This is a genomic window from uncultured Anaerococcus sp., from assembly GCF_963510575.1.
Taxonomy (GTDB): domain Bacteria; phylum Bacillota; class Clostridia; order Tissierellales; family Peptoniphilaceae; genus Anaerococcus.
Genome location: NZ_CAUPFR010000002.1, coordinates 1 through 11375 on the forward strand (window position 1 = coordinate 1; position 11375 = coordinate 11375).

The window sequence follows — 11375 nt, forward strand, 5'->3', positions numbered from 1 at the left end:
ATCAACGACATCCTCAAATTTGTGGGCAAAGACCTAACAATAGACGAAAAAGATTTGGGAAGACTAGAAGAAGATGAAATCTACATCAAAGACCTAATTGGTCTAAAAGTCACCTGCGATGGGCAAAAAGTAGGAGACCTTGTAGATGTAATCTCAGGCGTATATCCAAATGACGTTTATGTTATAAAAACAGATGGGGGCGAAGTTTTACTTCCAGCTATCAAAAATACAATCAAAAAAATTGATACTGAAGAAAAAATAATTGAAGTAGAAAATTTTAGTGACTATGAATAAGGTAACACTCCTGACCCTATTTCCAGAATCCTTCGAATTTTTAAGGACTTATGGAGTAATAGGCAGGGCAATCGAAAATAAAAAACTAGAACTCGAAATAGTGGACATGAGAGATTTTGCAAACAACAAGCACAATCACGTCGATGATACAGTGTACGGTGGGGCAGCCGGTATGCTAATCAGACCTCAAGTAATATATGACGCCCTATTATCAGTCAAAACAGCTAAGTCAAAAGTAGCCTTTATGTCGGCTACAGGAAAAGTTTTAGATCAGAAGTTAGCAATCGACTTTGCGAGTATTGAACATTTGATAATAATATGCGGCCATTATGAGGGAATAGACGCAAGGATAACAAACCACTATGTAGACTATGAAATATCCATAGGAGATTATGTCCTAACTGGAGGAGAAATCCCCGCCATGGTCCTAATAGACTCCATGGCAAGGTTCATAGACGGAGTTGTAGGCAAGGAAGAGTCACTAGTAACAGATTCTCACTATAATATATTGTTGCAACAAGATGAATATACCAAGCCAAGAATTTTTAATGGCTACCACGTACCAAGCGAACTTGTAAGTGGGGACCACAAAAAAATCGCAGCTTGGAATAAGAAAAATGCAATAGAAAAAACAAAAAGAGTAAGACCAGACTTATACGAAAAGTACTTACGAGAGGAGAGCAAAGATGGAATTAATCAAAAAAATAGAAAGTGAAAACCTACGTCAAGATAACTTTGACTTTAATGTAGGTGATACTGTAAGAGTAAGCTACAGAATCAAAGAAGGCGACAAGACAAGACTTCAAGACTTTGAAGGAACTGTAATCTACATCAGCGAAGGTGGAGTAGGCAAGACCTTTACCCTAAGAAGAATTTCTTACGGTGTAGGTGTAGAAAGAACCTTCCTATACCACAACCCAAGAATAGAAAAACTAGTAGTAACCAGACGTGGTAAGGTAAGAAGAGCTAAACTAAGCTACCTAAGAGAACGTCAAGGTAAGGCTGCTAAAGTTAAAGAAAAAACTAATTATTAATGGTAGAAAAAAACATCGTGAGCGATGTTTTTTTCGATTCTCACAGTTTTTTCGAGTAAGCAAAGCTTGCGAAGTAAAAACTGATGAGAAACCTTATGTAATTTTTTAGAAGTGATGCGAGGAAAACGAGCATTGCTTCTAAAAAGATTACTTTCCTTACAAAATCTTTGAAAAAGATTTTGAATTTAACATCGGACTTTTGATATATTTGCAAGGGTCCTTTTTTAGTCTTAGTAAAAATTTGATTTTATCTTTATTAGCTTTTCTTTAAATTTATCAGAGTTTATGATAATATAAATTATATGAAAAAGGATTAAGAAATAAAATGATAAATGAAAGAAAGAAATTTGGGAAAAAGTTAATAGAAATAAGGGAAAGAAAAGGTCTTAGGCAGGCTGATGTTGCGGGTCTTATCAATCTTAGCCAAAGATTCATTGGAAGGCTTGAAAGAGGTGAGATTGAATCTGCGTCTGTGGATAGTTTGGTAGAATTATCCAAGGTCTATGATACAGATATCCTTAGCTTGTATAAGAAATATGCCTACGGAAATTTTTGTATATTAGAAGATATAAAAAATCACTTGATATAAATGCCATATTTTTAAGCAAAGAAATAAGAACTAATTTATTAGATAAAATCAACTTGATAAAAGATAGTAGAGATCTCCAAGCAAAAAGATATGAGATAGACTTACTGGAACTTTTTATTAGATATCTTAACGCTGAAGTAAGCGATGAGTATTTAAAAAATCATTTTGAAGACCTAAGCTCGTTAAAGATAAAGAGGAATAATTTTTCTGATATAGACTTATCTCCTATAGAATTACGTATTTTATTAAATATAGCAAGTTACTCAAAAGATTTTAAAAATATCGATAGACTAGAAGTATTTGAAAAATGTAAAAATCAGAATAAAGATCCAATAGTAAAATTATTAGCCTACAATAATTTTTCTAATTTTTATGTAATAAATAAAGATTATCAAGACGCCCTAAAAATATCAAATGAAGGTATAAACTATTCTAGAAATAGCTCTTATATTGATGGCTTGATTTACTTACATTTCATAAATTTCCTAGCATCTTATAGGGCGAATAAAAACTATGAGGAAGCCTTATTGGCAACTAAGGTTTTATTAAAAAACAATCTTAACTCTGAATTAAATATGATGGTAAATAAAAATATTAATAATATATTAGGATAAACAAGCTAGGACTATTTTTAGTTCTAGTTTTTTATAATGAAACAAAAAAGCGAATAAATTCCAAAGGCACATCCGCCTTTGACAAATTTTTTAATATGATATAAGCTAAAAATAATAAATTATTAAGATAAGAAGGCAGATTTTATGAAAGAGAATTATAGCAAACAAAATTTTAAATTTATAAGGCTCAACTGTGTTTTCCTTGGTTTTATCATTCTTTCTTTGGCCAGCAATTTGGAACAATATTTTCTAACCAGGCTTATAGAGAGATTTTCTAGTATTGTTTCCTACAAGGAAGGGGATTTGATCAAGTCAACTGTAATATTTTTTATCCTTTGGGCTCTGATTTTTTTCGCTTTAAGGCTTTCTAGGTCAAGACTTAAGGCTAGGATTTCTTATTTGTGGAATGTAAGGGTAAAAAAAGAATTAATGGAAAATATCTTGAATCGTGACCCTATCTATTTTGAAAGCAAGGACAAGGCATCTTACATATCCCTATTTAATAATGACCTAAAATTTATAGAGGAAAATTATCTTTTTTCTGTGGACTAGATTATATCTAATATTGTCCTACTTTTTGTGTGTTTAGCCTATGGTTTTACCATAAATGTTGAGATAACTCTGATAATTTTTGTTTTTGGCATAATAGTTATGTTAATTTCAAAATTTATTTCATCCCTATCTTCAAATGAGAATGAAAAATACATGAAATCACTAAATTCTTATAATGAAATATTAAATGATGGTTTTTATGGCTATAAAACTCTTTTGACCTTTAACAAAACGGTTCATTTCCTTAGAAAATTTGGGCAAAGGACAAAGGATAATGAAAAAATCCATGAAAAATCCTTGTTTTTAAATAGCTCAAGGATATCAGTGATAAATATCTCCTCCATGATATTGCAGACTTTTTTGATGCTCTTATCAGCTCTCTTTGTCTATTGGGGAAAGATTGAAGCCTTTTATTTCCCTGTTCTCTTAAGCCTTATGAATATTATAATTTGGCCAATGCAGGAAATTGCGGATTCCTACGGCAATATTATTTCAACTAGGAAAATCAGAGAAAGGATTCTTAGAGAGTTTTCTTTTGAGGAAGATAAATCACCTGATTTGACTAAAAGTGACAAAGAAATCTCTACAGTAAATTCCGATATTTTCTTCGATGATGTGGATTTTTCCTATGGAAATAAGGAGATTTTAGAAGGAGCCTCCTTTGTAATTAATAAGGGAGACCACGTAATCATAAGCGGGGCGTCTGGTACAGGCAAGTCTACGATTTTTAAATTAATTACCAAAGAACTTAGACCAAATGCAGGCAATATTTTTATAGCTAGTAAAAATATCGATAAGTTTACAAGAGAGGAAATTTACGAAAAAATCTCGATTGTAGCTCAAAAACCAATGATTTTTAGGGATTCTATTTTGGCAAATATAGTTCTTTTTGAAGATGAATCTGAAATTGATTTTGAAAAACTAAATGAAGCTATAAAAAGTTCTGGATTGTCACACTTGATAGATAATCTCGAGCAAGGCTACCATACCATAATCAAGGATGCTGGCTCAAACCTATCTGGTGGGGAAATGCAGAGAATAGAAATCGCTAGGGCCCTTTACAAAGATAGCCATCTTATCCTAATAGATGAGGCGACATCAGCCCTTGACCTTAAGATGTCGATGTAAATTGAAGATATATTCGCAAAGCTAGACAAGACCCTAATTTCCATTTCCCACAGGAGGGATATTGACTATAGGAAGTATTATGGAAAAATTATAGAGATTAAAGATAAAAAGACTGAGGAAGTTTCAGTAAATAAATTATAAAATAACCACCACAGGCAAATGAATTATCAAGTTAAAATCTGTGGTGGTTATAATTTTATTGTTTCTTATTATGTCGTCCTATTGGAACAATCATAGGACTCTTGCTAACTGGGTCAGTTATTATTTTAGCTTCCATATTATATACATCTTTAATTAGTTTTTCATTTAATATATTTTCTGGTTGTCCCTCTGCTATAAGCTTGCCATTTTTTACGGCGAATAAATAATCGGCGTACCTACAAGATAGATTAATATCGTGGAGCACCATGACAATTGTCGTAGAGTATTTTATATTGAGATCCGTTAGGATATCCAATACTTCGACTTGGTAGGCTATATCGAGATAAGTAGTTGGTTCATCCAAAAGTAGGATATCTGTATCTTGGGCAAGAGCCATAGCTATCCACACTCTTTGCCTCTGGCCGCCTGAAAGCTCATCTACAAACCTATCCGCCAAGTCAGTAATATTTGTCATCTCCATAGCTCTATTTATAACAGATAAATCCTCATTACTTAATGGTTTAAATGCTTTTCTATAGGGAAATCTTCCCCTAGCTATGAGGTCAGCTACAGTAATTGATTCTGGAAGAATAGGAGATTGGGGCAAAAGTCCCAAATCTTTGGCGAGGTCTTTTAGTTTGTAATCTTTTATGTCCTTATCATCTAAAGTAACTCTGCCATTTTGTATTTCAATAAGGTTGGCTATAGTTTTAAGAAGGGTAGATTTGCCACACCCATTAGCTCCAATAATTACCGAAATTTTGCCTTTAGGAATAGACAAGTTAATATCTTTTAGGATTATTCTATTGTTATATCCACTGGATAAGTTTATGGCTTTTAGTTCTTTCATATAGCACTCCTTTTGTTCATTTTTATTATAAGGTATAGGAGATATGGGGCACCAATCAGCCCAGTTACTACACCTACAGGATACCTTGCAGGTAAGAAATTATTACTTAGCAAATCTGAAGCAAGCACTAGGCATACTCCCATAAGTCCTGCAAGAATAGGGTCTTTCTTTTTGCCTAGTCCTAGGGCGATAGGTCCTGAAATAAATGAAATGCACGCAATAGGACCGGTAACTGATGTTGAAAATGCAGTTAGACCAACACTTAATAGGATTAATACCATCCTAGAAAAATCAGGGTTAATTCCTAAACATTGGCTGGACATATCTCCTAATTCTAAAATTTCAAGTCTTTTTTTATAGGCCAGAATCATTAGGCTAATAATAATACTTGTAATAACCATAAAAGAAAGGTCATTTGGCTTGGCATAGGATAGTGACCCACTAAGCCATCTCATAACTTCTCCAAGATCGTATTTACTAGACTTAAGCAAAACGAAAGAAATCATTGCCCTAAGCATAGCTTGGAAACCAATTCCTATCAAGACTAGTTTACTTGTAGAAAAACCGTCTTTTTTTGATAAAAAGAAAATTAATAAAGCAACAGATATGCCAGCAATGACAGAAATCATACCAGTAGTATATTTATTAGTTTTTAAAAAAGCTATGCAAATAACAGCAGCAAGAGATGAGCCGCTAGTTACGCCTATTATGTCAGGGCTGGCAAGAGGATTCCTAAGCATGGTTTGAAAAACATAACCTGCTAGCGCAAAGGAAAAACCGGCGCTAATTCCTGCTACAAGTCTTGGAAGTCTTAATTCAAAAATAACAAAATATGCTGGATTATCAGCTTTATCTGACCATATATTTATAAGTTCAGAAAAAGAATAGGTTTTATCTCCAATACTTAGGATTAGGAAACTAGCTACAAATATTAAGATTAAAAGCAATAATCTTAGTAAACGGATTCTTCTATTTCTTTTTCTAATTCCCTGAAGAAGATTTTCCACCGAATCCCCCTTTCTTTTTTAAACAAACATATATTAGGATGGGACCACCAATAATAGCGGTGATAATTCCTACTTCAATTTCACTTGGTCTAGCAATTATCCTTGCTAGTATGTCACAGTATAATAATAGCATAGCCCCCGATATTGCTGATATTGGTATGGTGAAACTTAGGTTTGAACCAAACAATATCCTAACAAAATGTGGCACAATAAGCCCTACAAAGGCAATAGGGCCACATATAGCAGTACAGGATGCACACAAGATTACAGAAGCCAAGGAGCCTAAAAACCTACATAGGCCAACCCTTGCACCAAGTGACTTTGCAAGTTCATCTCCAAGTGATATGGCATTTAAACTAGGGCTTATTGCAAAGGCAATCAGATGTGCTATTGCTATAAATGGCAAGAGAATAAGTGTTGACTTCATAGTTGCGGGGCCAAGGCTACCTACCTGCCAAAATCTAAACTGGTCCATAATATTGTTGTTGGGCAAGAGAAGAAAACTAACAAGTGAAGTTAGGGCAAGGCTTGTGGCAGTTCCTGAAAGAGCAAGTTTGACAGGAGTTAAGGCACTTTTTCCTGAGGATGCTATGGCATAGACTAGACCAAAGGCCAAAAATCCACCGACTATAGCTGAACTAATATAAGCAATGGATGATGAAATACCAAAAAAACATAGACCTACTACAACTGCAAGACTTGCCCCAGTATTTATTCCTAGTATAGATGGGTCAGCTATAGGATTTCTACTAATAGATTGCATCAGGGATCCGCTTACAGCAAGAGATGAACCAGCTAATAAAGCAAGTATTGTTCTGGGGATTCTTTTTCTGATGACTGACATACCGAAATCATCAGCCTTATAATGTATATTAAAAGCAGATAGCAACTCTTGAAAGCTGCTATCTCTGCTACCTAATCTTAGTGATAAAAATATTCCTACTAGTAAGCATAAGCTTATCAAAAAGATTAATCCAATATTTATTTTTTTACTTTGCATTTTTGCACGCATTGCCTAGTAAATCAAGATAATCATTTATTGCGTAAGCTATGGACAAAGGTGTTGGTATACATGATGCTGCAAGAGGGGTATTGTCAGGAATCACAGCTACAGCTCCATTTTTAACAGCCTTTAGTTTACCAAATAGGGGATCCGCTTTGAGAGTTTTAAGGGTTGTGTCATCCCCATATGTTATTAAAATATCTGCATCATCAATTTTATTTGCTTCTTCAGTGGATAATTCAATAGCAAAACTATCATCTTTTTCAAATTCTTTAAGAGAAGCTGGAAATTCTAAACCTAGGTCTAATAGGTAAGCTACCCTAGGGTCTTTTGATGTATAAATCCAGAATTTTGATGGGTCGGCTTGGTTAACCATAATAAATACTGCTTTTTTGCCCTTGATTTCTGGATGTTTTTCGACATTTTGGTTGATTAGTTTTTCGGTTTCGCCAATTAGCTCCTCGCCTTCTCTTTCCATTCCCATAGCTTTAGAATCGATTTTTATCATATCTCTCCAAAGAGTTTGCCAAGGCTTATCAGGATAGGCTGCAACTGGGGCTATTTTTGAAAGAGTCTTATAGTCATCTTCTGTAATTCCAGAATAACCAGCAAGTATTACATCTGGTTTTGCATTTGAAATAGCTTCAAAATCTAGTCCATCAAGGTCATCGAAAATTTCTGGATTTCCATTAAGGTCTTTAATTTGTTTTTCTGTCCAAGGAAGAATATCCTTTCCCTTTTCTACTCCGTAATTTGCCTTAGAAAATCCGACAGGAACAACACCTAGGCTTAAAGGAACATCTTGATTCCCCCAAGCGATGGTAGCTATTCTTTGAGGTTTTTTCTCTATTTTTGTCTCACCAAAAGCGTGTTTTAATACAATTTCACTAGGTTGACTATCGCTAGAATCGCTCTTATCGTCTTCCTTTTTTGCATCTTTAGCATCTTGACTAGATGTTTGTTCAACCTTGCTTTCTGATTTTGTATTATCTTTATCATTAGAAGCTTGGTTTCCGCAAGCGCTTAGGCTGAGAGATAATACTAGTGACATTAGAATAAATAATTTATTTTTCATTGATAATGATATCCTTTCTCAATTATTTCAATTCAATTTTATAATATTGATTTCTTATGTCAATGATTTTTTTGAATATTAAAAGGTGAATTTATATATAGAAAAACCTTAGAAAAATATTAAAAATAACATATAATGTCGTAATGTTTAAAATTTGTTTTAAGTCTGATATAATATTATAGAAAAGAGGTTAATTATGGCACTTAATATAAATTGGTTTCCTGGTCATATGAAAAAGACTAAGGAAGATATAGAAAAAAACCTAAAGCTGGTTGATATAGTTTTAGAGATTATAGATGCGAGGATTCCGGAGTCTTCGAGAAATCCAATGCTTGATGAGATTTTGGGGGATAAGCCAAGGCTTATTATCATGAATAAGGTAGATCTTTCAGATCCAAAGGAAAATCAAAAGTGGATTAATAAGTTTAAAAGCGATGGGATTGTGGCTTTGCCTATGAATTCTAAGGAGAGAATTAATGTGGGCAAAATTTACGATATAGCCAGGGAAATTTTGGCAGATAAGTTTAAAAAACATGAGGAAAAAGAAATTGATAACCCTCTAATCAGGATGATGATTGTGGGTGTCCCTAATTCTGGTAAGTCTACTTTTATAAACAATGTTGCTCAAAGAAAGGGAGCTAGGGTTGGCAACCGTCCAGGTGTGACCCAAACCAAACAGTGGATTAAAACTAATTCTAATTTACAATTATTAGATACTCCAGGTGTCCTTTGGCCAAAATTTGATGATAGGACTGGCCTTCACCTTTCTTTTACCAATGCTATCAAGGATGAAATACTAAATATAGAAGACCTTACCCTTTATTTTTTAAAGGAAATGGCAAAAGAATATCCAGAAAATCTAAAAGAAAGATACGGGGTGGATCCCAGTTCAGAAGCCATTGATATCTACGAAGCCATAGCCAAAAAACGTGGGGCAATCATTGCTGGTGGAGATTTTGATTATACAAGGACAGCAAGTATTATCCTTAACGATTTTAGGACAGGCAAGCTTGGAAGAATTACCCTAGAGAAACTATGAAATATTCCTTATATAATGACCAAATAAAAAAAGAAATTCACGAAAAATACAATCTTATAGCTGGAATTGATGAGGTTGGAAGGGGGCCTCTAGCAGGGCCTGTTGTGACTTGCGCAGTAATTATGAAAAAGGATTCTCATATTGAGGGAGTGACTGATTCTAAAAAGCTAAGTCGAAAGAAAATGCTTGTTTTAAAGGAAAAAATTTTGGCAGAAGCAATCGCAGTTTCCTACGGTTTTGCAAATGCCAGAAAGATTGACCAGGTAAATATCAGACAGGCTACCCTAGGGGCTATGAAAGATGCCCTTGACCATTTAGAAGTCCGCCCAGACATAGTTTTGATTGATGCAGAAAGGATTGATACAGACCTTCCTCAATTAAATATTGTAAAGGGAGACCTAAACGAATACGCTATTTCTTGTGCATCGATTTTAGCTAAGGTTAGGCGTGATGATATAATGATAAATTTTTCTAGAATTTATCCTGGTTATGGTTTTGAAACAAATTTTGGCTATGGAACCAAAGCTCATTATGCTGGTCTTGAAAAATATGGAGAAACCCCTATCCATAGGCAAAGTTTCCTAAGAAAATTTCATGAAAGGCAGTTATCATTTATATGACAAGAAAAAGAGAAGTTGGCGATTTTGGCGAAGCAATCACTGCCGAATACTTAGAGAAAAATGGATACAGAATCCTCGATAGAAATTATTCCAAACCCTTTGGAGAGATTGATATAATTGCTATAAAGGATGATTTGGTAGCCTTTGTTGAGGTCAAGACCCGTAAGTCAGATGCCTTCGCCTATGCTGCTGAGGCTGTAAATTTTTATAAGCAAGATAGGATAAGGAAGGCGAGCCAAGTCTATTTGATAGAAAAAGATATGACTGATTTTTTGATGAGATTTGATGTAAGCGAAGTTTACCTAGATACTAGAAAGATAAATTATATAGAAAATGCTTTTTGATATGGACAAGAGAGAGATTTTATTATACTTAAATTACATAAATATAAATAATAGGACAATCATAGATATTTTCGACAATACAGGTCTTGAAAAATTTTTTGAAAGGTCAAGGATAGACTTTCCCTACCTTGTAGATCAAAATTACGATAAGATTTTTAATCCAAAGAATCTTGAAGATTTCAAAGCCTATAGGGAAAAAGTGGCTAGGCTGGGTGTAGACTTTGTGACGATCCTAGATGAGGATTATCCAGAAAATTTAAGACACATTGACGATAGACCGGTGGTTTTATATTATAAGGGAAGTTTGGATTCTATCCGTGATAGCCAGTCTATAGCCTTTGTTGGTGCAAGAAAGTGTACGGATTATGGTAAGTGGGCTTGCAAAAATTTGGCGGGGTCTATTGCCCAAGCAGGCATCACAACAGTTTCTGGTCTTGCCTACGGGATTGACGCTATGTGCCACAAGGCGACTTTAGAAGTTGGCGGCAGGACTATTGGAGTAATTGGTTGTGGCATTGACCAAGTTTACCCAAAGGCTAACAAGTTTTTGTACGAAAAAATCGAAGAAGAAGGATTGATTTTGTCTGAATTTCCCCTAGAAACTCCACCTATTGGATATAATTTTCCTAGGAGAAATAGGATTATTTCAGGGATTTCACTAGCAACTGTGGTTATAGAAGCTAAGGAAAAATCAGGAACCATGATTACAACCAGATGTGCCCTAGATCAGGGGAAGGAAGTTTTTGCAGTGCCAGGTAATATTAATTCGATTTACTCTAAGGGCACTAATAAGCTTATCCAAGATGGGTCGAAATTAATTTTGTCCGCTGAAGATATCCTAGATGAACTTGATTATTTACTTGATAAGAAGATTGAAAAAAAGACTATAGATTATTCTGCCCTTGATAAAGACGAAGTTAGTGTAGTAAGATATATTGAGAATAATCCAAATGCGAGTGCTGATTCTTTGGCACTTAACTTAGATTTAAGTATAGATGTGATAAACTTTTTACTAACAAGCTTAGAACTTAAAAATATAATCGAAAATATCGGAAATAATGAGTTTACAATAAAGGAGTGAAACT

At 34.2% G+C, this 11375-nt stretch carries 14 protein-coding genes and 1 pseudogene; 11 read left to right on the top strand and 4 right to left on the bottom strand.

Going from position 1 to position 11375, the window contains the following annotated elements; genetic code table 11:
- The 7 genes and pseudogenes from rimM to RQ907_RS00285 all read left to right on the top strand — a co-directional run.
- Positions 1 to 294, top strand: a 294-nt coding sequence (gene rimM, locus RQ907_RS00255; RefSeq protein WP_311491401.1) for a ribosome maturation factor RimM, incomplete at its 5' end; no start/stop codon positions are given.
- Positions 287 to 1009, top strand: coding sequence for a tRNA (guanosine(37)-N1)-methyltransferase TrmD (gene trmD / locus RQ907_RS00260; RefSeq protein ID WP_311491402.1), 723 nt, complete (start codon positions 287 to 289; stop codon positions 1007 to 1009). The genes rimM and trmD, both read left to right, overlap by 8 nt.
- Positions 981 to 1328 carry a 50S ribosomal protein L19 gene (rplS, locus tag RQ907_RS00265; protein WP_311491403.1) on the top strand — a complete coding sequence of 116 codons (348 nt, stop codon included), beginning with the start codon at positions 981 to 983 and terminating at the stop codon, positions 1326 to 1328. The genes trmD and rplS overlap by 29 nt, the downstream gene beginning before the upstream one ends.
- A 325-nt stretch (positions 1329 to 1653) precedes the next feature.
- Entirely contained in the window at positions 1654 to 1917 is a 264-nt protein-coding gene (locus RQ907_RS00270; RefSeq protein WP_311491404.1) for a helix-turn-helix transcriptional regulator, read from the top strand.
- Complete coding sequence (locus RQ907_RS00275) at positions 1881 to 2531, top strand: transcriptional regulator (protein ID WP_311491405.1); 651 nt, start codon at positions 1881 to 1883, stop codon at positions 2529 to 2531. The genes RQ907_RS00270 and RQ907_RS00275 overlap by 37 nt, the downstream gene beginning before the upstream one ends.
- 144 nt (positions 2532 to 2675) lie before the next feature.
- Positions 2676 to 3530, top strand: a pseudogene (locus RQ907_RS00280) (ABC transporter transmembrane domain-containing protein); the annotation flags it as partial.
- 9 nt (positions 3531 to 3539) lie between these two features.
- Complete coding sequence (locus RQ907_RS00285) at positions 3540 to 4211, top strand: ABC transporter ATP-binding protein (protein WP_311491446.1); 672 nt, start codon at positions 3540 to 3542, stop codon at positions 4209 to 4211.
- A gap of 196 nt (positions 4212 to 4407) precedes the next feature.
- Here RQ907_RS00285 and RQ907_RS00290 read toward each other — a convergent pair whose 3' ends face one another.
- From RQ907_RS00290 to RQ907_RS00305, 4 genes are read right to left on the bottom strand one after another with little or no spacing between them, the layout of a single operon-like run.
- Positions 4408 to 5202 carry an ABC transporter ATP-binding protein gene (locus RQ907_RS00290; protein ID WP_311491406.1) on the bottom strand — a complete coding sequence of 265 codons (795 nt, stop codon included), beginning with the start codon at positions 5200 to 5202 and terminating at the stop codon, positions 4408 to 4410.
- On the bottom strand, positions 5199 to 6209 hold the full coding sequence (locus RQ907_RS00295; RefSeq protein WP_311491407.1) for an iron ABC transporter permease: 1011 nt from the start codon (positions 6207 to 6209) through the stop codon (positions 5199 to 5201). The genes RQ907_RS00290 and RQ907_RS00295 overlap by 4 nt, the downstream gene beginning before the upstream one ends.
- Positions 6184 to 7221 carry an iron ABC transporter permease gene (locus RQ907_RS00300; protein ID WP_311491408.1) on the bottom strand — a complete coding sequence of 346 codons (1038 nt, stop codon included), beginning with the start codon at positions 7219 to 7221 and terminating at the stop codon, positions 6184 to 6186. The genes RQ907_RS00295 and RQ907_RS00300 overlap by 26 nt, the downstream gene beginning before the upstream one ends.
- A complete protein-coding gene (locus tag RQ907_RS00305) occupies positions 7199 to 8287 on the bottom strand; it encodes an iron-siderophore ABC transporter substrate-binding protein (protein ID WP_311491409.1) in 1089 nt (362 codons plus the stop codon). The genes RQ907_RS00300 and RQ907_RS00305 overlap by 23 nt, the downstream gene beginning before the upstream one ends.
- 196 nt (positions 8288 to 8483) lie before the next feature.
- Here RQ907_RS00305 and ylqF point away from each other — a divergent pair, with 196 nt between their 5' ends.
- From ylqF to dprA, 4 genes are read left to right on the top strand one after another with little or no spacing between them, the layout of a single operon-like run.
- On the top strand, positions 8484 to 9326 hold the full coding sequence (ylqF, locus tag RQ907_RS00310) for a ribosome biogenesis GTPase YlqF (protein WP_311491410.1): 843 nt from the start codon (positions 8484 to 8486) through the stop codon (positions 9324 to 9326).
- On the top strand, positions 9323 to 9946 hold the full coding sequence (locus RQ907_RS00315) for a ribonuclease HII (protein WP_311491411.1): 624 nt from the start codon (positions 9323 to 9325) through the stop codon (positions 9944 to 9946). Before ylqF ends, RQ907_RS00315 begins: the two co-directional genes overlap by 4 nt.
- On the top strand, positions 9943 to 10290 hold the full coding sequence (locus RQ907_RS00320) for a YraN family protein (RefSeq protein WP_311491412.1): 348 nt from the start codon (positions 9943 to 9945) through the stop codon (positions 10288 to 10290). The genes RQ907_RS00315 and RQ907_RS00320 overlap by 4 nt, the downstream gene beginning before the upstream one ends.
- Before the next feature lies 1 nt (position 10291).
- Positions 10292 to 11371 (top strand): DNA-processing protein DprA, encoded by a 1080-nt coding sequence (gene dprA, locus RQ907_RS00325; RefSeq protein WP_311491413.1) that lies wholly within the window; start codon positions 10292 to 10294, stop codon positions 11369 to 11371.
- Positions 11372 to 11375 lie beyond the last annotated feature (4 nt).

Bases quoted from the DNA above. Each gene is read 5' to 3' on its own strand.
- rplS (WP_311491403.1), top strand. From the start codon at position 981: ATGGAATTAATCAAAAAAATAGAAAGTGAAAACCTACGTCAAGATAAC.
- RQ907_RS00320 (WP_311491412.1), top strand. From the start codon at position 9,943: ATGACAAGAAAAAGAGAAGTTGGCGATTTTGGCGAAGCAATCACTGCC.
- trmD (WP_311491402.1), top strand. From the start codon at position 287: ATGAATAAGGTAACACTCCTGACCCTATTTCCAGAATCCTTCGAATTT.
- RQ907_RS00315 (WP_311491411.1), top strand. From the start codon at position 9,323: ATGAAATATTCCTTATATAATGACCAAATAAAAAAAGAAATTCACGAA.
- RQ907_RS00305 (WP_311491409.1), bottom strand. From the start codon at position 8,287: ATGAAAAATAAATTATTTATTCTAATGTCACTAGTATTATCTCTCAGC.
- RQ907_RS00300 (WP_311491408.1), bottom strand. From the start codon at position 7,221: ATGCGTGCAAAAATGCAAAGTAAAAAAATAAATATTGGATTAATCTTT.
- dprA (WP_311491413.1), top strand. From the start codon at position 10,292: ATGGACAAGAGAGAGATTTTATTATACTTAAATTACATAAATATAAAT.
- ylqF (WP_311491410.1), top strand. From the start codon at position 8,484: ATGGCACTTAATATAAATTGGTTTCCTGGTCATATGAAAAAGACTAAG.
- RQ907_RS00290 (WP_311491406.1), bottom strand. From the start codon at position 5,202: ATGAAAGAACTAAAAGCCATAAACTTATCCAGTGGATATAACAATAGA.
- RQ907_RS00270 (WP_311491404.1), top strand. From the start codon at position 1,654: ATGATAAATGAAAGAAAGAAATTTGGGAAAAAGTTAATAGAAATAAGG.
- RQ907_RS00285 (WP_311491446.1), top strand. From the start codon at position 3,540: ATGCAGGAAATTGCGGATTCCTACGGCAATATTATTTCAACTAGGAAA.